The organism is Pseudomonas sp. SDT291_1_S447, assembly GCF_054070155.1.
This window is the reverse complement of sequence record NZ_JBSVXS010000030.1, coordinates 37,335-59,479: the sequence shown is the minus strand read 5'-3', so window position 1 is coordinate 59,479 and position 22,145 is coordinate 37,335. Positions and strand designations below refer to the sequence as shown.

Below are 22,145 nucleotides of genomic sequence, written 5' to 3'. Positions count from 1 at the left end.
GGCTCGCTCCCACAGTTGAAATGCATTCCAATGTGGGAGCGAGCCTGCTCGCGAAGATAGCGCCGCCGATCCATCGGCGGGCACTTAAAGCGATTTCCACAACGAATCAAAATCCTCCTCACTCCCGCCATTTTTCGCGGCCTCCAGCGAGCGATAGGCAAACTGATTGAAACTGTGCGTACTTGCCACCCGCCGATCCAGCCCGGCGCGGTGTTCTTCGCCTTGGGTATTGATCATCACCTTGCTGCCTTCCTGAAACGGCAAACGCGGTGCCAGCAAGGTCGCGGGCAGATCGATCGCACTGATCTCCGGTAACAATAATCCGCGCAAATACTGACTGTGATCGTCCCGCGAGCGCACCAGTTGCAGTCCACAAGGCTGTGCATGCGGGGCCACCAGTTCAATGCCCATTTGCGTGCCGCCACCGCGTACCTGACGGATCCAGCGGATCACCGCAATGCTCCAGCCCAGACTGACACTGTCGTGTATTCCGAGCATTTCTCCGGCCTGCAGTTCGGCGGGCACTTCCTCTGGCCATGCCAGGCAATAACCGCCGGGGCTGTGGTTGATCACCGGCAGGGCATGGGTCGGGTAATGGGGTGTGCTGTCGGTGCCGCTTTCGTCCTCGACCAAATGGTCGTACTGGATTTCCTCGTAGGGCAAAAACTGCTCGGCATTACTCTGCGGGGCTGCGTCGAAAGCCTGACTCCAACTGTCCTTTTCACCTTTGGCGACGGTACTGCTGAAATTCGCCGAGCGCGCCCCGGGAAGCTTGAGCAGTTCGCTGAAACTGCGCTCGCCGCCGAGGTAGAAGTGCAGGGCGCTCATGCCCACGCACACGGTCAGATGGCCTTGGCCAACGGTGCGCTGAAAACTGCGTTCAGCCGCTTGCCCCCAGCTGGCGTGCAGGTGTTGCAAGGTATCGAAGCTCAGCCCGGCCGGGACGGGCAGCGGCGCCGAAGTGTCCTGATGCAGCAAATGCGCTTCGATGGCATTCACCAGCGGCTGCGGATCGAAACCGAGCAATCCGCGTTGTTGCTCGCTGCGAAACATGCTGCGGTAGCGTGGGCCGGCATCCAGTTCTGCACTGATCGCCAGCAGGCCGGCGTCCGGGCTTGCGGGATGCAGCTTGAGCCGCGCGCTCCACGGCTCTAACACGTCGGCCAGCCGCGCGATCTGGTTTTGTCGCAACTGATTGCAACGAGCGCTGCCCAGTAAGAGCGCGGCGATGTAGGTCTGCTCCAGGCTCAGCTCTGTCGTGAGGCTGGCCAAGTCGTCATGCACGGCGCGGTGTTGCAGTTGCAGTTCAGCGGCGCTGCGATACAGCTGATGCAGTTCGAACCAGACATGTTCCGGCGGCGAGCTATACAGCTGCGTGGCGCGCAGCAGTTGGCCTTTGAGTGCATGGGCTGCTCGCTGCAGAGCCATACTGACCAATGCTGCGCGGTCCTTGCGGTACTTTGGCGCAATTCGCAGCACGATCTGTTTGTAGCCGATGGCCAGATGGCTTTGCAGGGCCTGACAGAGATTGCTGATCTTGCGCGACCGCTCGTCGAGCATGATTGCCTGATGCAGGAAGTGCCGCTCCAGATGCAGGCAGACGAAATACACCTCGGGCCGCAGCAGCTCCAGCAGATTGAGGCGATTGTCGCTGGGTGTGAGCAATTGGTTGAGTTCACCCAAGGCTTGATACAACTGGCGGGCGGTTTCGCCGATGTTGGCTTTGGGCAGGTCGGCGATCCAGCGCTTGAGGTCGCGCGGAGTCGCTTCGCAAAACGACAGGCGCGTTTGCGACGGGGTTGGCGCGTGAAGGGGCGGCAAGGCGTTGGTCTGGCTCATGCCAAAAACCATAGCAGCAAATAACGCAATCTGCGGGAGCGCCTGAGGCGACTCCCGCAACGGTCAATCAGGCTTTTGGCAGCGCCAGGCCTTGGCCCATCTGTACTGGCGAGCCGGCCGCGAGTTCTTCAGTCCATTTAACCTGATCCGGGCCGAATAGCACGATAGCGGTCGAACCCAGCTTGAAGCGACCCAGTTCAGCGCCTTTTTCCAGATGGATCGGCGCGCGGGCGGCTTCGTCGTAGCGGAAGGTTTTCAGTTCGCGCTTCGGCGGGGTGACCAGACCGGCCCACACGGTTTCGATCGAAGCGACGATCATTGCGCCAACCAGCACCACGGCCATCGGCCCGCGCTCGGTGTCGAAGATGCACGCTACACGCTCGTTACGAGCGAACAGTTCCGGGACGTTTTCGGCGGTGGTCTGATTCACCGAGAAGATCCGGCCCGGAATGTAGACCATTTCGCGCAGGGTGCCGGCCAGCGGCATGTGCACGCGGTGGTAGTCCTTGGGCGACAGGTAAATGGTGGCAAAGTCGCCGCCCATGAACGGCGCCGCATTGGCCGCATCACCGCCGAGCAGTTCCAGCACGCTGAAGCTGTGGCCCTTGGCCTGGAACACGCGACCGTGCTTGATCGGGCCGAGCTGGCTGACCGCACCGTCGGCCGGGCTGAGGATCGCGCCCGGGGTTTCGTCCAGTGGACGCGCGCCGTCTTTCAGGGCACGGGTGAAGAAGGCGTTGAAATGCTCGTAAGCGGTCAGGTCTTCGACCAGCGCTTGCGACATGTCCACCTGGTAGCGCTTGGCGAACCATTGGGTGAAGGCATTCTTGAACCAGCGCACGCGGCACTCGGCAACGCAGCCGGCCAAGCGCGACAGCAGGTGATGAGGCAGCAGGTACTGACTGAGGATAAACAGACGCTCTTTCATTAGTTGTCCTTAAAAACCTTGAATCTCGACAGGCGTGTCAGGGTGGTTGCCCCATTCGCCCCAGGAACCGGCGTAGCCCTTGACCCGCGGATAACCGAGGGACTTGGCCACCAGATAAGTGAAGCCCGACCGGTGATGGGTCTGGCAGTGGGTAATGATTTCTTTGTCCTTGGTGATCCCGAGATCTTCGAGGATCTGCGGCATGTCTGTGCGAATACGCAGCTGACGGGCCTTGTCCATGCCGGCGGTCCATTCGAAATTGACCGCGCCGGGGATGTGCCCGGCCTTGGCGGCCAGGACTTTCTCGCCGGAATACTCCAGCGGCCCGCGCGCATCCCAGATTGCCAGGTCGGCGGCGCCGAGACGACTTTGCAGGTATTCGCGTGTGGCGGTCGGTTCTTCGTGCAGGGTCAGCGCCAGCGGGCCACCGACAGCGGGTGGCACCTGGATCGACATCGGCATGCCATCTGCCAGCCACGCCGGCAGACCACCGTCTATATAGTGGTACTTGTCGTGACCGATCACGTCGAGCAGCCAGATGAAACGTCCGGCCCAGCCGCCGCCTTCATCGTCATACACCACGTAGACCGCGTCCTGGCGATGCCCGAGTTCACCGAACAACGCTTCCAGATCGGCTTTGGCCGGCAGCAGGCCCGGCGCCGGCGGCTGGCCGAGCTGGGTGCGCTTCGGGTCGACAAAACGTGCGCCGGGAAGATGACCTTCGGTGTAGCGGGCAGCGCTGGTCAGATCCACCAGAATCAGTTCAGGGGAATCGAGACGCGGGAGCAGGTCGCTCGGCTCGATGACGAGCGGCAAGCCAGAGAAGTCAGACATGTGAGGTCTCCAGAGCACAAAGGGGAGGATTGTAGCGCAGCCTCATCGGCCACGGCTGCTAAAGCTGTGCAGGGCTTTTTCTATGCACTGCGCGGTTTTGCCAAAGGCTTGCACGGTGATGTCGGCGAACGGCCCGCCGCCCTGATCAGCGACAACGATCATGATCACTCGGCCGTTATTGACCAGTGAGCGCAGGAACAGATGCTCGCCACGAAACAGCGTGCGCAGGCTCGGCGGCAGCAGGGCGGAGAACTGTGCATTGTTGTCCGGGTTGATGCGCACCTGCGCTTGTTGCGCGAGTAAACGTTGCAGCACGCTACTTTGGTTGACGGCAAAAGTCAGTGCAGCGGCTTCTTTCGGCAAACCATAGGTTTGCTGCACACGCAGACTGGATTGGCTGCGGTCGGCCATCAGGATCATCACCCGGCGCATGCCGCTGGCGGCCAAGGCATCGCGCGCGGCGACGGTCAGGCTCATCGCATTGGTGAAGCGGCTCGGTTCTGCCAGCAATTCGGCGCATTGCTTGCGCCATTGGCCCAGGTCCTCAGCTGTCGGCGCGGCGGCGGGCAACAGGCCGGCGGGTAAACGACGGGTGCCCCACGGCCACAACAGCGAAACGGCCGGGTGCCACAAATCGGGCATCGCGTGATAACGCGCGCTGTTGGCGGCTTGTTGGTGCAACTGTTGCTGCACTTCGTCCATCGAGATTTGCAGATAAAGGCTGGTCAGGTACTGCCAGCGTTCGCTGTGCGGACTGTCCCAGGCTTGTTGCGCCGACAGCGCCAGACCGTTGGCCAGCAGTACGGTATTAGCCGGTTGATTAAGCCAGCAGCGCAGCGTCGGGTCATCGTCGAGGCGATTCTGCTGGCGCAACGGATGCTCGCTGTCGCGGGCGATGCGCAGCACTTTCACCAGTTCGCGCTGTTCACTGAGCAGCAGTTTGTAGCCTTGCTGCACCCAGATCGGCAGATGCCAGGCCTGCACCAGTGCCTCGGCAATTTTCAGCAGGCGCACGCCGAACAATTGCTTTTCGACGGTGCGGGCCGACTCGCCCTTGTGGATAACCCGCAGCTCCCATTCCTCAAGCAGTTGCGGATAAGTCAGCGCCAATGGCCACAGCGGCGACAGAAACAACAGGCTGCCCCAATGAATGTCTTGCCACAGCCGCGCCAGGCGACTGGCGAAAAAACCGTTGGCCTGTTGCGTTGCGTGCTGGCTGATCATCTGCAACTGGCGCAGGGCCTTGGGGATTTGCATCTGCGGTTCGGCGGGCAGGCGCGCGAGCAATTCTTCGGTGCGGGCAAGGCCCAGACGGTTGATCGCCACCTCAAGATTTTCCGCCGGCGCGGCCATGGTGCCGTGGGTGTGACGATTCGCCTCACGGATGATGCTCAAGGCCAGTGCCGGGCTGTCCTGCATCAGGTCGGCGATATCGCGCAGCGAGCTGCGGTTGTCACGGATCGCGCGGCAGACTTTGTCGTGAGCCTCTTGCGGCACGGGCAGTCGCACGCCATCGAGCAACTTTACCCAGCCGTCGAGGGTGGTCGGTTTTGCGTGTGGGACGTTCGTTTCATTAGCCATGTCTGGAGGGGATCTTCACTGACTGTAGACGCGCCCGGCATGGGCTAAATTGGCTTTTCGCCTGAACTGGCTATAGTCTGGCGCAGTTTTGCCGATAAGTAGAAGAAGAGATTTTTTAACTTCCGAATATGACCTTGAACCCGACTTAAATAAGTACTTTCTACCTATGGCTAAAATTATCGGCATCATCGTCGTATTCGCGAGCGTGCTCGGCGGATACGTGCTCTCCCACGGCAAGATTGCCGCCCTGATCCAGCCTTTCGAGGTGTTGATCATCGGTGGTGCTGCACTCGGTGCATTCCTGCAGGCCAACCCCGGCTACATGACGATGCACGTGCTCAAGAAATCCCTGAGCATGTTCAGTTCGCGCTTCAGCCACACGTTCTATCTGGAAGTGCTCGGGCTGATCTACGAGATCCTCAACAAGAGCCGCCGCGAAGGCATGATGGCCATCGAAGGCGACATCGAAGATGCTGCTGCGAGCCCGATTTTCGCCAAGTACCCGGCAGTGCTCAAAGACGAACGCATGACCGCGTTCATCTGCGATTACCTGCGCATCATGTCGTCCGGCAACATGGCCCCGCACGAGCTGGAAGGCTTGTTCGACATGGAACTGTACAGCCTGAAAGAAGACCTCGAACACCCGTCCCACGCGGTGAACGGCATCGCCGACGCCATGCCCGGTTTCGGTATCGTTGCGGCGGTACTCGGTATTGTGGTGACCATGGCCTCGCTGGGTGAAGGCGATCAGAAGTCCATCGGCCTGCACGTCGGTGCGGCACTGGTCGGTACCTTCTTCGGTATTCTTGCGGCGTACGGTTTCTTCGGCCCGCTGGCGCATTCCCTGGCCCACGATGCCAAGGAAGAACTGAACGTCTATGAAGCCATCAAGGCTTCGTTGGTGGCTTCGGCTTCCGGCATGCCGCCATCGCTGGCAGTCGAGTTTGGTCGCAAGGTGCTGTACCCGGCCCACCGTCCAAGCTTTGCCGAGCTGGAACAAGCCGTTCGCGGTCGCTAAGAAATGGAAAATAATCAGCCGATTATCATCAAGCGCGTCAAGCGCATAGCCGGCGGGCATCACGGCGGGGCGTGGAAAATCGCCTTCGCCGACTTCGCCACGGCGATGATGGCGTTCTTCCTGGTGTTGTGGCTGCTGTCCACCGCCACGCCGGAGCAGAAGATCGCCATCGCCGGTTACTTCAAAGACCCGGTCGGCTTTTCCGAAAGCGGCACGCCGTACATCATCGACCTGGGCGGCACGCCGACCCTGGCGCCGGAAAACACCCTTAACCCTGAGGTGAAATCCCAGCCGCAACCCGACAAGGTCACGGTCGACACCGAGCAAGTTGAAGGCATGGCCGAGCAGGTCGAGAAGGAACGTCTGGAACTGCTGCTGCAAGAACTGCAGAACAAGGTCGACGAGAACCCGCAACTGCAGAAGTTCAAGGACCAGATCCTCTTCGAGATCACCCCGAACGGCTTGCGCATCCAGATCATGGACGCCGAGAACCGGCCGATGTTCGACTCGGGTTCCGCACGCCTGAAGCCGTACTTCGAAGACATCCTGCTGGCCATGGCTGACACCATCAAAGCGGTGCCGAACAAGATCAGCATCAGCGGCCACACCGACGCCAAGCCGTACACCGGCACCGGTGATTTCGGTAACTGGGAATTGTCGGCCAACCGTGCCAACGCCGCGCGTCGTGCCTTGATCGCCGGCAGCTATCCGGATGCGCAAGTGGCGCGGGTCGTCGGTTATGCCTCGTCGGCGCTGTTCGACAAGGAAAATCCGTTCAACCCGGTCAACCGTCGTATCGATATCGTGGTGCTGACCAAGAAAGCCCAAGCGGCCATCGAAGGTGCGCAAGGTGCAGACGCTGCGAAGCCAGCGGATCAAGGTCAGAACGGCGCCGCTCCAGCGACGCCGGTTGATCCGAACGCACTGCCAGCGGATCAGCAACCGGTGCCTGCACACGAGCTGCGCGAACGCTTGAACCTGTTCGACGACGCTGCGCCGAAACCGCCTGAGCCGGGGAGTGTGGCGCCCGCGCCTGCTGCCCCTCCAGCCACTGTGCCGGCCCCCACGCCGAAACAGTGACCGACAAAAAGCCACGGTTACCGTGGCTTTTTTGTATCTGCCTGCGTCGCAATGACCAGTCGCAGTTTTCGCAATCACGGAAGATCAGTAAATGGAAAGACTCAAAGCCTATTTTCAACGGCATGGCAACGCACCCTTCAAATTTGGCGAGGGGCGGGTCAGTGGCTATATATCAGCCACCCTCGGACTGTTGAGCCTGCTGGCGGTGTTCTGCTTCCTGTTTCCCGAGTGGCTGACCACAGCTGAACTGCGCAAGGTCTATGATGAACAGTTCGCGCGAACCACGCTATTGCTCGGTCTGGTGGTTTCGTTCAGCCTCGGCACCCTGAATATCCTGCTCAACAAACGCAAGCGTCTGGGGATTACCGGTCTGGTTGCATCGGGCCTGGCGGTGTTCCTTGGGGGCACCAACGTACAAGTCAGCTCGATCGGGCAGACCCCGTACTCGTTGGGTCTGGACTGGTTCGTGCTGGCGCTGCTGGTATCGGCCATCGTGTTCATTCCTCTGGAGAAGCTCTACTCCAAGGATCCCGAGCAAAACATCCTGCGCCCGCACTGGCGCACCGACCTGACCTACTTCTTCGTCAGCCACATGCTGGTGCAATTCATCCTGATCTTCATCACTGCCTCGTCGAGTTACATCGCCGGTTGGGCGATGTCGCCGAGCGTGCAGACCAGCGTACAAAGCCTGCCGTTGCTGGTGCAGTTCCTGCTCGCAATCCTGGTTGCGGATCTCGGCCAGTATTGGCTGCACCGGCTCTATCACGTGGTGCCATTTCTGTGGCGCCTCCACGCGGTGCATCACTCCAGCACGCACATGGACTGGCTCGCCGGCTCGCGCGTGCACTTTATCGAAATCCTGCTGACCCGCACCGGCGTGCTGGTGCCGTTGATGCTGCTGGGCTTCGCCCCGCAAGCGTTGAATGCCTATGTGATTCTGGTCGGTGTCCAGGCCGTACTGGCCCACGCCAACGTGCGAATCAACGGCGGCTGGCTGAACTACCTGATCGTGCTGCCGCGCTACCACCACTGGCACCACGCCCGGCACAAGGATTACATCTACAAAAACTACGCGATCCACACGCCGCTGGTGGACATGTTGTTCGGCACGTTCAAATTGCCGCCGAAGGAGTGGCCGGTGCGTTACGGCGTGTTCGGCAAAGAATTGCCGGGCGGGATTGTGCGTCAGCATTTATATGCGTTTCGCAAGCCTGAGCCGAAATAGGTTCGGAGGTTGAAGAAAGCCGCGTTTGATACGCGGCTTTTTTGTGCCTGCCGATGGGCTCTAAAAACCGCGCCGAATGCGGTTTTTCAGTTGGTCGTGGAATACCTCTGCGTTGCGTTTGTAGGTGCCGCTAAAGGATTCATTGCTCGAATCAAGCGTCATCGAACGCTTGCTCGACACCTCCTCACGATACGCATCGATAAAGAAATTCAGATCTTTATCCGTGCTCAACTTCGGCCACTTGTCCAGGTACAACGGCAATTCCGCCGGCCCTGTCTTGAACGAACAGATTCTTCGATTGCTGATAGTCGCCTCACCAATTTCGAACGGCACCCACCACGACAACGCAGTCTTTTCCGAGACCACTGCCAGCAGGTGCGTGCATTCGGTGATGTTGCGGGTGATGACCCCGGTGATGTCATCGGTGGTCTGCGACTCGGGGTCGAGCACGTCGAGGTAGGTTTTGATGTTGGCCTGGATCAGGCGGCTGTTGATGGCGATGGCGTGGGCGCGATCCATGTGGCGGTAGCTGATGAAGACGGGCATCAGAAGTGTCCTTTGAGGGCGAGTTCGCGGTAGTAGGCGCCGAGGGCGGTGAGGCGGCAGCCGGTGGAGTGGATGGCGGCGTAGTACATGTGTTCGGCGTCAACCGGTTCGATCAGGCTGTGGCGGTTGCACATTTGCAATTGTTTGAAGACGTCGCCGTGATCCGCATCGAACGAGGGTTCTGTGGGCTCGTAACTTGGATCGAGCCTGAAGACGAAACTCGGCTCGGGGAACCAGTCCTTGAGTTTGCGCAGGGTTTCTTCGGCAATCAGCGGCGCCACTTCACGCAGCGGCACGAACTGCGAAACGTTGGTCTTGAACACCGGACGCTGCTCCCAGGCACCCAATGCATTGTCGACAAAAGAGTAAACGCTACCGGGGGTGACCTTGCCGAGCACGTTGGCGGCGCCACCGTGCAGCGCTTGCAACAACAAATCGGTGAATACCCCGTGGCCTCGACTTTCGAGGGCTGACTGTTCTTTTTTGCAGGCGGTGAGAATGGTCATGCCTTCGCCAATCACACTGCTACCACCGCGCAAACCGCGCATGGCAGCGGCCGCGCCGGCCTGGCAGCAATCGAGGATGATGATTTTGTTTTTGATCTGCGACGCCTGATCAGCCCACAGCAGAATGTCGCTGATGCGAATGCCTTCCCCGCCGTGTTTGAAGTCCTGCGGAATCAGCAGCCCTTCGTCGATGCTGGTGTCGAACTGGCCATGGCCGGCGAAGTACAACAGAGCCACGTTGCAATCACCGGAAAACAGACTCTGAATCTGTTGCTTCAGGGTGTTGAGTGTCAGGTTTTCCTCAGCTGAGGTCAGCACTTTACTGCTGAAGTTCGGGCGCCCGTTGGCGTGGCGTTCCAGCACCGACGCCATGGCCATCGCATCGTTGTTGCAGCCGCTCAATGGCGCCACGTGCTGGTAATGATTGATGCCGATAAACAGTCCCTTGCGCATGGTTACACCGCCGTATGCAGACGAATCGCGCTAACGATGCTTTTGGTGCTCCACGCGCACTCAGCATGCGCGGCATTGCGCACCACGGTAGAAATCCGCTCGGCGCCGAACGGTTTGATCGCGATGATCACCTTGCCCATGCGCTTGGCGATCTCGATTTCCTTGTTGATCCACTTGCTGTAGGTCGAGTACATGCCAGCCATGATCAGCACCGCCGAGCAAGGGCGGATCTTGTTCTCGATGGCTTCTTCCAGTTGCTTGTCGGTTTGCGCACCCATGATCGGGTTATGCGGCGGTACGGAAAAATTCTTGAAGGTGAAACCCGGTTGCGCGCCGAGCAGGCGTACCAGATTGTCGTGGGCGTGGGAGTAGTTCCACGAATGGCTGATGAACAGATGATAGGTTTGCATGGGGTTCCTCGGAAGTCGCGAATGTGCGAAGGAGGAACCGACTGTAGGCATCTGCGTGATGCCTACAAGGTGCTGGCAGCAAAAGAGAAATGTCCTGCAAACGGGTGTGCGGACGCCTACAGAAACGTCTGATGTTTAAGCGTTTTAGGGATTTGTCAGGCGTGATCCGACAACCGGCAGCCCCGGGTCTCAGGGCTGCCGGTACGGCTGTTTAATAACCGTTTTCCGGTAGGCTGGCGATGATCGAGCGGTAGCTGTTCATGCGCTGTTGCTGCACGCGGCCGTCTTCAAGGGCCTTGAGTAACGCGCAACCCGGTTCGCGGTCGTGCTTGCAGTCGCGGAAACGGCAAGTGCCGAGCAAATCATCGAACTCGATGAACCCGGCTTCGACATCGGCGCGGCTGACGTGGCCGAGGCCGAACTCACGGATACCCGGGGAGTCGATCAGCTCACCGCCGCCAGGGAAGTGAAACAGTCGCGCGGTGGTCGTCGTATGCGTGCCCTGGCCGGACAACTCGGACAACGGCCCGACGCGGGTTTCGACTTCCGGCAGCAGGCTGTTGACCAGCGACGACTTGCCGACACCGGACTGGCCGACGAATACGCTGATGCGGCCGTCGAGCTGCTGTTGCAGTTGTTCCATGCCGTTGCCGTGGTGCGCCGACACTTCCAGTACCGGATAACCCAGCGTGCGGTATACCGCCAGCAGCGCATTGAGCGCCGGGGCGTTCTGCTCGTCGATCAGGTCGAATTTGTTCAGCAGCAACAACGGACGAATGCCGGCGTGTTCGGCGGCAACCAGATAACGGTCGATCAGGTTGGCATGCGGCTCGGGCAGGGGCGCGAAGACGATGACGATCATGTCGACGTTGGCCGCAACTGGCTTGAGCTGGCCGCGGCTGTCCGGGCGGCACAGTTCGGTGGTACGCGGCAGTTGCGCGACGATCACGCCAATACCCTGATTGCCGGCGCGCCAGACGACTGTGTCGCCGGTCACCAGCGCAGGCAGGTTGGCGCGCAAGTGGCAGCGGAAGACCTGGCCGGCCTGATCGCCGTCAACAGCTTCGACCTCGACCTGCACACCGAAGTGGGCGATCACCAGACCTGTTTGCTCTGGGCCCAGATCGCCGCCCTCAAGGGCTTCGACCGCCGAGGACTCGCGTTTGGCGGCGCGTGCGGCGCGTTCGCCCTGAATCTTTTCGATGCGCCAGTTTTGACGACGATTGAGTTGGCGTTTGGCCATGGGTGTTCCGTCTGAAGAATGCAGCGATTAGGTAAAACGGCCGCGAGTTTAGCACGCCCGGCCACCGGCCTAGGCTAAACTGCGCAGCATTGTCTAGGAGCCGAAATATGCCAAACCCGCAGAATCTGATCTGGATCGACCTGGAAATGACCGGTCTGGATCCGGAAAACGACGTCATCATCGAGATGGCCACCATCGTTACCGACAGTGATCTCAACACCCTGGCTGAAGGCCCGGTAATTGCCATCCACCACAGCGATGAAGTGCTTGCGCGCATGGACGAGTGGAACACTCGCACCCACGGCAACTCCGGCCTGACCCAGCGCGTGCGCGACAGCCGCATCAGCATGGCCGAAGCCGAAGCAGAAACCATCGCCTTCCTGGAAAAATGGGTGCCGAAAGGCAAATCGCCGATCTGTGGCAACAGCATCTGCCAGGATCGCCGCTTTCTTTATACGCACATGAAAGCGCTGGAAAGCTACTTCCACTACCGTAACCTCGACGTATCCACACTCAAGGAACTGGCCGCGCGCTGGGCGCCTGACGTGCGTGACAGCTTCAAGAAGGGCAGCACGCACCTGGCGCTGGACGACATCCGCGAATCGATCGCCGAGCTGCAGCATTACCGCAAGCACTTCATCAAGTTCTGATACTTGGCGATGGGGGCGGGTAAAGCATTTGCCCCCTTTTGGTGCCGCATCGAAATGGCTAGACTGCGCGCCTTCCTGCCTGGATCGCCACCATGTTGCTGATGCTCTATCTGATTGCCATCACCGCTGAAGCCATGACCGGCGCGCTGTCTGCCGGCCGTCGCGGCATGGACTGGTTTGGCGTGGTGCTGATCGCCTGCGTCACGGCGTTGGGCGGCGGTTCGGTGCGCGACGTGTTGCTTGGGCATTACCCGCTGACCTGGGTCAAACATCCGGAATACCTGGTGCTGACCTCGGTAGCGGCGATGTTCACGGTGTTCACCGCCCGCTGGATGCGCCACCTGCGCTCGCTGTTTCTGGTGCTCGACGCCGTGGGTCTGGTGGCTTTCACCCTGATCGGTTGCATGACCGCGCTGGAAATGGGCCACGGCATGCTGGTGGCCTCGGTCAGCGGCGTGATCACCGGAGTATTCGGTGGCATCCTGCGCGACATCTTCTGCAACGACATCCCGCTGATCTTCCGCCGTGAACTGTACGCCAGCGTCTCGTTCGCGGCGGCGTGGTGTTACATGCTTTGCCTGTACCTGAACGTACCGAGCGAGCAGGCGATTCTGATCACGTTGTTTGGCGGCTTCCTGCTGCGCCTGCTGGCAATTCGTTTCCACTGGGAAATGCCCAAGTTCGTTTATAACGACGCGCCTTGACGTTGGGCGTGCTGCTTCAGCGCCCACTCGACGTGCTCTTGTACCAGCGCTGACGGGTAGTCACGGCGCGCCTTCAATGCTTCCAGTACTGGAATGCTCGAGGGCGCATTGCCCAGTCCCACGGCCAGATTGCGCAGCCAGCGCTCATACCCGGCCCGACGCAACGGTGAGCCTTCGGTACTGCTGAGAAATTTGTCTTCATCCCACATGAACAGTTCAGCCAGTTCGGCGTTGTCCAGATTGTGCCGTGGCTTGAAGTCGCTTTCCCCGGAGGGCTTGGCGAACCGGTTCCACGGGCAGACGATCTGGCAGTCATCGCAACCGAACACGCGGTTGCCGATCAGCGGGCGGAGGTCTTCAGGAATCGCGTTTTTCAGTTCGATGGTCAGATAAGAAATACAGCGTCGCGCGTCCAGCACATACGGCCCGACGAAAGCGTTGGTCGGGCAGATATCCAAACACGCGGTGCAGCGCCCGCAATGTTCGCTGCTGTGCGGCTCATCCACCGGCAATGGCAGGTCGACGAACAGCTCACTGAGAAAGAAATAACTGCCAGCCTTGCGGTTCAGTACCAGTGTGTTTTTGCCGATCCAGCCCAGCCCGGCCTGTTCGGCGATGGCTTTTTCCAGCACCGGGGCACTGTCGACAAACGCACGAAAACCAAACGGGCCGATCTGCGCCTGAATCTTGTCAGCCAATTGCTGCACACGTTTACGGATCAATTTGTGGTAATCGCGGCCCAAGGCATAACGCGACACGTAGGCTTTTTCCGGTTGCGCGAGCATTTGCGCCATTTGCGTGTCGCCGGGCAGGTAGTCCATGCGCAGCGAAACCACGCGCAACGTGCCCGGCACCAGTTCTTCCGGGTGCGAGCGTTTGCTGCCATGGGCGCCCATGTAGTCCATTTCGCCGTGGTAGCCGGCCTCGAGCCAGCGTGCGAGGTGCTGCTCATGCTCGGCCAGATCCAGACCGCTGATGCCGACTTGCTGAAAGCCCAGCTCGCGGCCCCAATCCTTGATCGATTGGGCGAGGGCGGGCAGGTCTGTGGTGATGGCGGACATGAGGCGAGAGAAACCGGAGCTGAGGTGCGTATAATTCTGCCAGACATCGGAGCCCGAAGACGCATGCCGCACACGAAAGATCAATTACCCGACGCGCTGTATGGCGCCGCACAGGTGCGCGAACTCGATGCACGGCTGATTGCCGCCGGTACGCCGGGCTTCGAATTGATGCAGCGCGCGGCCCATGCGACGTGGCGAGCGTTGGTGCGGCAATGGCCGTCGGCAGCTGAACTGACGGTGCTGGCCGGGCATGGCAACAATGCCGGTGACGGTTATCTGGTCGCGGCCATGGCGCAGCGAGCCGGCTGGCAGGTGCGGGTGTTGGCGGTCGGCGATCCGCAGCGTTTGCGGGGCGATGCCGCGCAGGCCCATGCCGCAGCGTTGGCAGAAGGTGTCGTGGTGCAGGCCTGGCAGGCTCAAAGTGAATTGCGCGGGGTCATTCTCGATGCATTACTCGGTACGGGTTTGAGCGGGGATGTGCGCGAGCCTTACGTGTCGGCGATCAAAGCAATCAACGCCAGCGGTTTGCCGGTGACAGCCGTTGATATCCCTTCCGGGCTATGTGCTGACACTGGACATGTACTGGGTGTCGCCGTGCAAGCCGATCTGACGGTGACTTTCATCGGGCTGAAACTCGGCTTGTTCACTGGAGAGGCGGCGGATCACATCGGCTCCTTACTGTTTAATGATCTGCAGGCCAGCGCCGACACCTATCGTGACATTCCGGTCATCGCGCATCGGCTCAACGCGGCTAATCTTCCGCGGTTGGCGGCGCGTGCCCCGACTTTGCACAAGGGCCGCTTCGGCCATGTGTTGCTGATCGGTGGCGATCACGGTTTTGGCGGGGCGATCCTGCTCAGTACCGAAACCGCCTTGCGCAGCGGCGCGGGCATGGTTTCGCTGGCAACCCGTCCTGAACACGTCCCGGCGGCGCTGACGCGAGTGCCGGAAGCCATGGCGCTCGGAACCTCGTCGGCCAACCAGTTGATGAGTTTGCTGGAGAAAGTTTCTGTACTGGTGGTTGGTCCGGGGTTGGGACAGGCCAGTTGGGGGCGGGCGCTGTTGTCGGCGGCAGCCAACGCAGCACTGCCGCAAGTCTGGGACGCCGACGCGTTGAACCTGTTGGCCAGTGGTCTGGTCGAGTTGCCCAAGGACTGCGTGATCACCCCGCACCCGGGCGAAGCGGCGCGTTTGCTGGGGGTCAGCACTGCCCAAGTGCAAGCGGATCGCCCAGCGGCAGCACGGGCGTTGAGCAAAAAATATACAGCGGTGGTGGTGTTGAAAGGCGCGGGCAGTCTGATCGCGCATCCCGACGGACGTCTGGCGTTGTGTCATCAGGGTCATCCGGCCATGGCCACCGCAGGTCTCGGCGACGTGTTGGCCGGTTTGACCGGCGCGCTGCTGGCGCAAGGCATGGACGGCTTCGATGCTGCCTGCCTGGCGGTCTGGCTGCACGCCAATGCCGGGAGGCAACAAGGAAAATTCGGCCGTGGGCTGGCGGCCAGTGATCTGATTCCAGCCATTCGTCAGTTGTTGGAGGAGCAAGCACCGTGTCTGAAGTAACCCTGTACCTGGCCGATGAACAGGCCATGAGCGACTTTGGCGCACGGATCGCCCGCGTGACCCAGGGCCATGGCCTGATTTTTCTCGAAGGCAATCTGGGCATGGGCAAAACCACCCTGTCGCGAGGCATCATTCGCGGGTTGGGCCATGTTGGTGCGGTAAAAAGTCCGACCTTTACTTTGGTCGAACCCTACGAGATCGGTGACATCCGCGCTTTCCACTTCGACCTGTATCGACTGGTCGATCCGGAAGAGCTGGAGTTTCTCGGCATCCGCGACTACTTCGAAGACGACGCGATGTGCCTGATCGAATGGCCCAATAAAGGTGCAGGCTTTTTGCCAAAGCCTGACCTGACCATTACCATTAGCCCGCAAGACAGCGGGCGTTCGCTGAAAATTTTATCCCAGGGCTCGCGTGGCGAGGCCTGGTGTGCCGCTTTGGCATTGGAATCCAATTAAATGATGGGGTTAGGTATGCGCTTTCGCGCGTTGGTGGCTGCCGCTGGACTGTTGTTGATGGCAGTAACCGTCAACGCTGTGGCCGATTCGAAGGTCAACAGCGTGCGCCTGTGGCGGGCGCCGGACAACACGCGACTGGTCTTTGACCTGAGCGGCCCGGTGCAGCACAGCGTCTTCACCCTGACCTCGCCGGACCGGCTGGTGATCGACATCAACGGCGCCACCCTCGGTGCTCCGCTGAATGTGCAGACCGCGAACACGCCAATCACCGCGATGCGCTCGGCCCAGCGTACGCCGACCGATCTGCGCGTGGTCATCGATCTGAAGAAAGCCGTCACCCCGAAAAGCTTCTCTCTGGCGCCGAACGCGCAGTACGGCAACCGTCTGGTGGTCGATCTGTTCGACAACCCGGCCGACGCCGCGCCGCCGCCTGCGCCAACGCCGCAGGTGGCCACCGTGCCAGCGGTGCCGGTAACCCCGACCGAACCGGCAATCAAACTGCCGCCAGCACCGGCCGGCAAGCGCGACATTATTGTCGTGATCGACGCCGGCCACGGTGGCGAAGACCCGGGTGCATCCGGCTCGCGTGGCCAGCGTGAGAAAGACGTGGTACTGCAGATCGCCCGCGAACTGCAGCGTCAGGTCAACGGCATGAAAGGCTTCCGTGCCGAGCTGACCCGTACCGGCGACTACTTCATCCCGTTGCGCGGACGTACTGAAATCGCCCGCAAGAAGGGCGCGGATCTATTCGTCTCTATTCACGCCGACGCCGCGCCATCCGCCGCAGCTTTCGGTGCCTCGGTGTTTGCCCTGTCTGATCGCGGTGCAACGTCGGAGACCGCCCGTTGGCTGGCCGACAGCGAAAACCGTTCCGACTTGATCGGTGGTGCCGGCAACGTCAGCCTCGACGACAAGGACCGCATGCTCGCGGGTGTGTTGCTCGACCTGTCGATGACCGCCTCGCTGACCTCCAGCCTCAACGTCGGCCAGAAAGTCCTGACCAACATCGGCCGCGTCACGCCGCTGCACAAACAGCGCGTGGAACAGGCCGGGTTCATGGTGCTGAAATCGCCGGACATCCCGTCGATCCTGGTCGAAACCGGGTTTATCTCCAACGCCAACGAAGCCAACAAGCTCTCGGCATCGAGCCACCAGCAAGCGCTGGCGCGCTCGATCAGCAGCGGCGTGCGCCAGTTCTTCCAGCAGAACCCGCCACCGGGCACGTACATCGCCTGGTTGCGTGATTCCGGTAAGATCGCCCAAGGCCCGCGCGACCATCGCGTCGGTCCGGGCGAAACCCTGGCGATGATCGGTGTGCGTTATCAGGTGTCACCGGCCACGCTGCGTGCCGCCAACAACCTGAAAAGCGATGAGCTGAAAGTCGGTCAGCACTTGACCATTCCAGGCACCGAACTGGCGTCCAAAGAATGAACGAGGTGCTGAACGCCGCTGCCCGCATTGAACTGCTCAGCCCTCGGCTGGCGAACCAGATCGCCGCCGGTGAGGTAGTTGAACGTCCGGCCTCGGTGATCAAGGAGTTGCTGGAAAACAGCCTCGACTCCGGTGCCAAACGCATTGACGTCGACGTCGAGCAGGGCGGCGTCAAGCTTCTGCGTGTGCGCGACGATGGCAGCGGCATCTCTGCCGATGACCTGCCGCTGGCCCTGGCCCGTCACGCCACCAGCAAGATCCGCAATCTGGAAGATCTTGAGCAGGTGATGAGCCTCGGTTTCCGTGGTGAAGCACTGGCGTCGATCAGCTCCGTGGCGCGCCTGACCCTGACCTCGCGCACGCGCGATGCGGATCAAGCGTGGCAGGTGGAAACCGAAGGCCGCGACATGGCGCCTCGGGTGCAACCGGCAGCGCATCCGGTCGGCACCTCGGTGGAAGTTCGCGACCTGTTCTTCAACACCCCGGCGCGGCGCAAATTCCTCAAGACCGAAAAAACCGAATTCGATCACCTGCAAGAAGTGATCAAGCGTCTGGCACTGGCACGTTTTGACGTGGCGTTCCATTTGCGCCACAACGGCAAGACCATCCTCAGCCTGCACGAGGCCCACGATGATGCGGCCCGCGCCCGGCGTGTGGCAGCAATCTGCGGCTCAGGTTTCCTTGAGCAGGCGCTGCCGATCGAGATCGAACGCAACGGCTTGCACCTGTGGGGCTGGGTCGGTTTGCCGACCTTCAACCGTAGCCAGGCGGATTTGCAGTATTTCTTTGTGAATGGTCGGGCGGTGCGCGACAAACTGGTCGCCCACGCGGTGCGTCAGGCCTATCGCGACGTGCTGTTCAACGGCCGTCACCCGACCTTCGCGCTGTTTTTCGAGGTTGATCCGGCGGCCGTCGACGTCAACGTCCACCCGACCAAGCACGAAGTGCGCTTCCGTGACGGGCGCATGGTGCATGACTTCCTGTATGGCACGCTGCACCGTGCGTTGGGCGATGTGCGACCGGAAGATCAGCTTGCCGGTTCCGTGACCACAGCCGTCGTGCGGCCAACGGGCCTTGATGCCGGTGAGTTCGGCCCGCAGGGTGAAATGCGTCTGGCGGCCAACGCGCTGCTGGAGCAACCGCAGGCGCAACCGGCGTTCAATACCTCGTCCGGTGCCAGCGCCGGCGGTGCTTATCAGTATCAATACACGCCGCGCCCGCAATCGGCGGTGCCACCGGCTGCCGAGGCTCAAGCAGCGTATCGCGAGTTTTTTGCGCCGTTGCCTGAGGCCAATGCCAACGCATTGCCGGCTGGTCAGGAAGATATTCCGCCGCTCGGTTATGCCCTGGCGCAGTTGAAAGGCATCTACATTCTTTCCGAAAACGCCCAAGGACTGGTGCTGGTGGACATGCACGCCGCCCACGAGCGGATCATGTATGAACGCCTGAAAATCGCCATGGCCAGCGAAGGCCTAAGCGGTCAGCCGTTGTTGGTGCCGGAATCCCTGGCAGTTAGCCAGCGCGAGGCCGACTGCGCTGAAGAGCACGCCGCATGGTTCCAGCGTCTGGGCTTCGAATTGCAGCGCCTAGGCCCGGAAACCCTGGCGATTCGTCAGATTCCGGCGTTGCTCAAGCAAGCCGAAGCCAATCGTCTGGTCGGTGACGTGCTGTCGGATCTGATGGAGTACGGCACCAGTGACCGGATTCAGGCACACCTCAACGAATTGCTCGGCACCATGGCCTGCCACGGCGCGATCCGCGCCAACCGGCGCTTGGCCCTGCCAGAAATGAACGGTCTGCTGCGTGACATGGAAAACACCGAGCGCAGCGGTCAATGCAACCATGGCCGACCGACCTGGACCCAATTGGGCCTGGACGATCTGGACAAACTGTTCCTGCGCGGTCGTTGATGAGCCAGCTTCCTCCAGCGATTTTCCTGATGGGCCCGACCGCTGCGGGCAAGACCGATCTGGCTATCGAGCTGACCAAGGTGCTGCCGTGCGAGTTGATCAGTGTCGATTCGGCGCTGGTCTATCGCGGCATGGACATTGGCACGGCCAAGCCTTCGAAAGAACTGCTGGCCGAATATCCGCACCGTCTGATCGATATTCTCGACCCGGCTGAGGCTTATTCGGCTGCGGATTTCCGTCGCGATGCCCTGCAAGCCATGGCCGAGATCACCGCGCGCGGAAAAATTCCGCTGCTGGTCGGCGGTACGATGCTCTATTACAAGGCTTTGGTCGAAGGTCTGGCCGATATGCCAGCGGCCGACCCCGAGGTTCGCGCGCAGATCGAAGAAGAGGCTGCACGCCTTGGCTGGCAAGCCCTGCACGACCAATTGGCGGTCATCGATCCGGTATCAGCGGCGCGAATTCACCCGAACGATCCGCAGCGCCTGAGTCGAGCGCTGGAAGTTTATCGAGTCAGCGGTCAGAGCATGACCGCCCTGCGCCAGCAACAATCTGCGCAAAGTACTGAAGCAGCCGCTTCGGGACTGCAACAATTGCCCTATACTGTCGCGAACTTGGCCATTGCCCCGGCAAATCGTCAGGTACTGCACGAGCGCATTAAACAAAGATTCACAAATATGTTGGAACAGGGGTTCATCGACGAGGTCGTAGCCCTGCGTAAAAGAAGTGACCTGCATTCAGGGTTGCCGTCTATACGTGCGGTAGGCTACCGCCAAGTCTGGGACTACCTGGATGGCAAGCTGACGTTAGCCGAAATGCAGGAGCGCGGCATCATCGCCACGCGCCAGTTGGCCAAACGCCAGTTCACCTGGCTGCGCAGCTGGGAAGATCTACACTGGCTGGACAGTCTTGATTGCGACAATCTGCCACGCGCCTTGAAATACCTTGGGACCATCTCCATATTGAGCTGAGTCCTTGCAATTGCCGTCTATCCTTGGGGGTGTGGCGGCCAAAGCCATCTGAATTACCTATTTTTTATTATTGAATCCTTAAAGGAGTGCGGCACATGTCAAAAGGGCATTCGCTACAAGACCCTTACTTGAATACTTTACGTAAAGAGAAAGTTGGGGTTTCCATCTACCTGGTCAACGGTATCAAACTGCAAGGCACGATCGAGTCGTTCGACCAGTTCGTGATCCTGCTGAAAAACACCGTAAGCCAGATGGTTTACAAACACGCTATCTCGACAGTAGTGCCGGTTCGTCCAATTCGTCTGCCTAGCGCAACCGAATCCGAAGCAGGTGACGCTGAGCCAGGTAACGCCTGATAGGAGTCTCCTTTGTTCTTTGAGCGCCACGGTGGTGGTGAACGAGTGATCCTCGTTCACTTGGATGGACAGGACCCTGAGGCGCGCGAAGATCCGCAGGAGTTTCAGGAATTGGCTAATTCGGCCGGCGCCGAGACCGTTGCGTTTTTTAACGTGCCGCGTCATCGGCCAACCGCCAAATTTCTGATCGGCAGCGGCAAGGTCGAGGAGTTGCGCGACCTGGTCAAGGCTGAAGAAGCCGATCTGGTGATTTTCAATCACATCCTCACGCCCAGTCAGGAACGTAACCTCGAACGTGTTTTCGAGTGTCGCGTGATCGACCGTACCGGTCTGATTCTCGATATTTTTGCCCAACGCGCGCGTACCCATGAAGGCAAGCTCCAGGTCGAACTGGCCCAGCTTGACCACATGAGCACCCGGCTGGTTCGCGGCTGGACTCACCTTGAGCGTCAGGGTGGCGGTATCGGCATGCGCGGTCCAGGTGAAACCCAACTGGAAACCGACCGCCGTTTGCTGCGGGTGCGCCTGCGTCAGATCAAGGGCCGCCTGGAGAAAGTGCGCAGTCAGCGCGAGCAATCGCGACGCGGCCGTTCCCGCGCGGATATTCCTACCGTTTCTCTGGTGGGATACACCAACGCCGGCAAATCCACTCTCTTCAACAACGTGACGAAATCCGACGTCTACGCGGCCGACCAATTGTTCGCCACACTGGACCCGACCCTGCGTCGTCTGGATCTGGACGACCTGGGGCCGATTGTCCTGGCGGACACGGTGGGCTTCATTCGTCACTTGCCGCACAAGCTGGTCGAAGCATTTCGGTCTACCCTCGAAGAGTCGGCCAACTCTGACCTGTTGTTGCACGTGATTGACGCGGCGGAGCCGGATCGCATGTTGCAGATCGAGCAGGTGATGGTGGTACTGGGCGAGATTGGTGCCCAGGACTTGCCGATCCTCGAGGTCTATAACAAACTCGATTTGCTTGAAGGCGTTGAGCCACAAATCCAGCGCGACGAAAACGGCAAGCCCCAGCGGGTCTGGCTGTCGGCGCGAGATGGCAGTGGTCTGGAGTTGCTTGAACAAGCCATTGCCGAATTACTTGGCAGTGATTTGTTTGTCGGTACCCTGCGTTTGCCGCAACGATTCGCCCGACTGCGTGCGCAGTTTTTCGAGCTCGGCGCGGTACAGAAAGAAGAACACGACGAAGAAGGCATCAGTTTGCTGGCCGTTCGTTTGCCCCGGGTCGAGTTGAATCGACTGGTAAGCCGCGAAGGATTGCAGCCGATGGAGTTCATCGAGCAACACACTTTGCAATAAAAGCCTGACAAAGCGGTTGTGCCGCAACGGCAGGCATTCTGTAGCATTGGTCGGCGCGCCGTGG

21 protein-coding genes are annotated in these 22,145 nt (G+C 60.4%); 12 read left to right on the top strand and 9 right to left on the bottom strand.

Going from position 1 to position 22,145, the window contains the following annotated elements:
* Positions 1-84 precede the first annotated feature (84 nt).
* The 4 genes from ACW9IR_RS12810 to ACW9IR_RS12795 form a co-directional block, all read right to left on the bottom strand.
* Positions 85-1,839 (bottom strand): molecular chaperone, encoded by a 1,755-nt coding sequence (locus ACW9IR_RS12810; RefSeq protein ID WP_457463503.1) that lies wholly within the window; start codon positions 1,837-1,839, stop codon positions 85-87.
* Positions 1,840-1,906: 67 nt separating this feature from the next.
* Positions 1,907-2,767, bottom strand: coding sequence for an archaetidylserine decarboxylase (asd, locus tag ACW9IR_RS12805; protein WP_457463501.1), 861 nt, complete (start codon positions 2,765-2,767; stop codon positions 1,907-1,909).
* Positions 2,768-2,776: 9 nt separating this feature from the next.
* Complete coding sequence (gene rhdA, locus ACW9IR_RS12800; RefSeq protein WP_110719567.1) at positions 2,777-3,601, bottom strand: thiosulfate sulfurtransferase; 825 nt, start codon at positions 3,599-3,601, stop codon at positions 2,777-2,779.
* Positions 3,602-3,643: 42 nt separating this feature from the next.
* Complete coding sequence (locus tag ACW9IR_RS12795; RefSeq protein ID WP_457463498.1) at positions 3,644-5,182, bottom strand: HDOD domain-containing protein; 1,539 nt, start codon at positions 5,180-5,182, stop codon at positions 3,644-3,646.
* A gap of 166 nt (positions 5,183-5,348) precedes the next feature.
* On the opposite strand from ACW9IR_RS12795, the gene motA reads away from it, so the two are divergent.
* From motA to ACW9IR_RS12780, 3 genes are all read left to right on the top strand, one after another.
* Positions 5,349-6,200 carry a flagellar motor stator protein MotA gene (motA, locus tag ACW9IR_RS12790; RefSeq protein ID WP_007915795.1) on the top strand — a complete coding sequence of 284 codons (852 nt, stop codon included), beginning with the start codon at positions 5,349-5,351 and terminating at the stop codon, positions 6,198-6,200.
* A gap of 3 nt (positions 6,201-6,203) precedes the next feature.
* Positions 6,204-7,280: a flagellar motor protein MotB gene (gene motB / locus ACW9IR_RS12785; protein WP_457463496.1), complete on the top strand. Its 1,077-nt coding sequence runs from the start codon at positions 6,204-6,206 to the stop codon at positions 7,278-7,280.
* A 91-nt stretch (positions 7,281-7,371) separates the two neighbouring features.
* Entirely contained in the window at positions 7,372-8,505 is a 1,134-nt protein-coding gene (locus ACW9IR_RS12780; protein ID WP_095120640.1) for a sterol desaturase family protein, read from the top strand.
* A 60-nt stretch (positions 8,506-8,565) separates the two neighbouring features.
* On the opposite strand, the gene ACW9IR_RS12775 is transcribed toward ACW9IR_RS12780, so the two are convergent.
* From ACW9IR_RS12775 to rsgA, 4 genes are all read right to left on the bottom strand, one after another.
* On the bottom strand, positions 8,566-9,051 hold the full coding sequence (locus ACW9IR_RS12775; protein ID WP_095120639.1) for a toll/interleukin-1 receptor domain-containing protein: 486 nt from the start codon (positions 9,049-9,051) through the stop codon (positions 8,566-8,568).
* Complete coding sequence (locus ACW9IR_RS12770; RefSeq protein WP_457463493.1) at positions 9,051-10,010, bottom strand: caspase family protein; 960 nt, start codon at positions 10,008-10,010, stop codon at positions 9,051-9,053. Before ACW9IR_RS12770 ends, ACW9IR_RS12775 begins: the two co-directional genes overlap by 1 nt.
* Before the next feature lie 2 nt (positions 10,011-10,012).
* The gene (locus ACW9IR_RS12765) at positions 10,013-10,420 is read right to left on the bottom strand and encodes a TIR domain-containing protein (protein WP_095120637.1); all 408 of its coding nucleotides are present in this window, start codon (positions 10,418-10,420) and stop codon (positions 10,013-10,015) included.
* A gap of 211 nt (positions 10,421-10,631) precedes the next feature.
* Positions 10,632-11,663, bottom strand: a complete 1,032-nt coding sequence (rsgA, locus tag ACW9IR_RS12760; protein ID WP_034151654.1) for a small ribosomal subunit biogenesis GTPase RsgA — start codon at positions 11,661-11,663, stop codon at positions 10,632-10,634.
* Between the two features lie 107 nt (positions 11,664-11,770).
* Between rsgA and orn the strand changes: the two genes are divergently transcribed.
* The gene (gene orn / locus ACW9IR_RS12755; protein ID WP_034151653.1) at positions 11,771-12,313 is read left to right on the top strand and encodes an oligoribonuclease; all 543 of its coding nucleotides are present in this window, start codon (positions 11,771-11,773) and stop codon (positions 12,311-12,313) included.
* A gap of 92 nt (positions 12,314-12,405) precedes the next feature.
* The gene (locus ACW9IR_RS12750; protein ID WP_095120635.1) at positions 12,406-13,017 is read left to right on the top strand and encodes a trimeric intracellular cation channel family protein; all 612 of its coding nucleotides are present in this window, start codon (positions 12,406-12,408) and stop codon (positions 13,015-13,017) included.
* On the opposite strand, the gene queG is transcribed toward ACW9IR_RS12750, so the two are convergent.
* Positions 12,999-14,078, bottom strand: a complete 1,080-nt coding sequence (gene queG, locus ACW9IR_RS12745; RefSeq protein WP_095120634.1) for a tRNA epoxyqueuosine(34) reductase QueG — start codon at positions 14,076-14,078, stop codon at positions 12,999-13,001. The genes ACW9IR_RS12750 and queG overlap by 19 nt on opposite strands.
* A 63-nt stretch (positions 14,079-14,141) precedes the next feature.
* Here queG and ACW9IR_RS12740 point away from each other — a divergent pair, with 63 nt between their 5' ends.
* The 7 genes from ACW9IR_RS12740 to hflX all read left to right on the top strand — a co-directional run bounded on the left by ACW9IR_RS12740 (position 14,142) and on the right by hflX (position 22,081).
* Positions 14,142-15,641 carry an NAD(P)H-hydrate dehydratase gene (locus ACW9IR_RS12740; protein ID WP_457463489.1) on the top strand — a complete coding sequence of 500 codons (1,500 nt, stop codon included), beginning with the start codon at positions 14,142-14,144 and terminating at the stop codon, positions 15,639-15,641.
* Complete coding sequence (gene tsaE, locus ACW9IR_RS12735; protein WP_102899450.1) at positions 15,629-16,099, top strand: tRNA (adenosine(37)-N6)-threonylcarbamoyltransferase complex ATPase subunit type 1 TsaE; 471 nt, start codon at positions 15,629-15,631, stop codon at positions 16,097-16,099. The genes ACW9IR_RS12740 and tsaE overlap by 13 nt, the downstream gene beginning before the upstream one ends.
* 57 nt (positions 16,100-16,156) lie before the next feature.
* Positions 16,157-17,530, top strand: coding sequence for an N-acetylmuramoyl-L-alanine amidase (locus ACW9IR_RS12730; RefSeq protein WP_401044867.1), 1,374 nt, complete (start codon positions 16,157-16,159; stop codon positions 17,528-17,530).
* Between the two features lie 8 nt (positions 17,531-17,538).
* Positions 17,539-19,440 carry a DNA mismatch repair endonuclease MutL gene (gene mutL, locus ACW9IR_RS12725; protein WP_175559558.1) on the top strand — a complete coding sequence of 634 codons (1,902 nt, stop codon included), beginning with the start codon at positions 17,539-17,541 and terminating at the stop codon, positions 19,438-19,440.
* Positions 19,440-20,411, top strand: a complete 972-nt coding sequence (gene miaA, locus ACW9IR_RS12720) for a tRNA (adenosine(37)-N6)-dimethylallyltransferase MiaA (protein WP_457463486.1) — start codon at positions 19,440-19,442, stop codon at positions 20,409-20,411. The genes mutL and miaA overlap by 1 nt, the downstream gene beginning before the upstream one ends.
* Positions 20,412-20,506: 95 nt before the next feature.
* Positions 20,507-20,767 carry an RNA chaperone Hfq gene (hfq, locus tag ACW9IR_RS12715; RefSeq protein WP_007902656.1) on the top strand — a complete coding sequence of 87 codons (261 nt, stop codon included), beginning with the start codon at positions 20,507-20,509 and terminating at the stop codon, positions 20,765-20,767.
* A 12-nt stretch (positions 20,768-20,779) separates the two neighbouring features.
* On the top strand, positions 20,780-22,081 hold the full coding sequence (hflX, locus tag ACW9IR_RS12710; protein ID WP_095120629.1) for a ribosome rescue GTPase HflX: 1,302 nt from the start codon (positions 20,780-20,782) through the stop codon (positions 22,079-22,081).
* The last annotated feature ends 64 nt before the right edge of the window (positions 22,082-22,145 follow it).

What these genes read in the sequence shown, in the direction of transcription:
- hfq (WP_007902656.1), top strand. Translation starts at nt 20,507, where the DNA reads ATGTCAAAAGGGCATTCGCTACAAGACCCTTACTTGAATACTTTACGT.
- rhdA (WP_110719567.1), bottom strand. Translation starts at nt 3,601, where the DNA reads ATGTCTGACTTCTCTGGCTTGCCGCTCGTCATCGAGCCGAGCGACCTG.
- orn (WP_034151653.1), top strand. Translation starts at nt 11,771, where the DNA reads ATGCCAAACCCGCAGAATCTGATCTGGATCGACCTGGAAATGACCGGT.
- asd (WP_457463501.1), bottom strand. Translation starts at nt 2,767, where the DNA reads ATGAAAGAGCGTCTGTTTATCCTCAGTCAGTACCTGCTGCCTCATCAC.
- ACW9IR_RS12775 (WP_095120639.1), bottom strand. Translation starts at nt 9,051, where the DNA reads ATGCCCGTCTTCATCAGCTACCGCCACATGGATCGCGCCCACGCCATC.
- ACW9IR_RS12780 (WP_095120640.1), top strand. Translation starts at nt 7,372, where the DNA reads ATGGAAAGACTCAAAGCCTATTTTCAACGGCATGGCAACGCACCCTTC.
- motA (WP_007915795.1), top strand. Translation starts at nt 5,349, where the DNA reads ATGGCTAAAATTATCGGCATCATCGTCGTATTCGCGAGCGTGCTCGGC.
- ACW9IR_RS12770 (WP_457463493.1), bottom strand. Translation starts at nt 10,010, where the DNA reads ATGCGCAAGGGACTGTTTATCGGCATCAATCATTACCAGCACGTGGCG.
- rsgA (WP_034151654.1), bottom strand. Translation starts at nt 11,663, where the DNA reads ATGGCCAAACGCCAACTCAATCGTCGTCAAAACTGGCGCATCGAAAAG.
- ACW9IR_RS12810 (WP_457463503.1), bottom strand. Translation starts at nt 1,839, where the DNA reads ATGAGCCAGACCAACGCCTTGCCGCCCCTTCACGCGCCAACCCCGTCG.
- ACW9IR_RS12740 (WP_457463489.1), top strand. Translation starts at nt 14,142, where the DNA reads ATGCCGCACACGAAAGATCAATTACCCGACGCGCTGTATGGCGCCGCA.
- queG (WP_095120634.1), bottom strand. Translation starts at nt 14,078, where the DNA reads ATGTCCGCCATCACCACAGACCTGCCCGCCCTCGCCCAATCGATCAAG.
- motB (WP_457463496.1), top strand. Translation starts at nt 6,204, where the DNA reads ATGGAAAATAATCAGCCGATTATCATCAAGCGCGTCAAGCGCATAGCC.
- miaA (WP_457463486.1), top strand. Translation starts at nt 19,440, where the DNA reads ATGAGCCAGCTTCCTCCAGCGATTTTCCTGATGGGCCCGACCGCTGCG.
- ACW9IR_RS12750 (WP_095120635.1), top strand. Translation starts at nt 12,406, where the DNA reads ATGTTGCTGATGCTCTATCTGATTGCCATCACCGCTGAAGCCATGACC.
- ACW9IR_RS12795 (WP_457463498.1), bottom strand. Translation starts at nt 5,182, where the DNA reads ATGGCTAATGAAACGAACGTCCCACACGCAAAACCGACCACCCTCGAC.
- ACW9IR_RS12765 (WP_095120637.1), bottom strand. Translation starts at nt 10,420, where the DNA reads ATGCAAACCTATCATCTGTTCATCAGCCATTCGTGGAACTACTCCCAC.
- ACW9IR_RS12730 (WP_401044867.1), top strand. Translation starts at nt 16,157, where the DNA reads ATGGCAGTAACCGTCAACGCTGTGGCCGATTCGAAGGTCAACAGCGTG.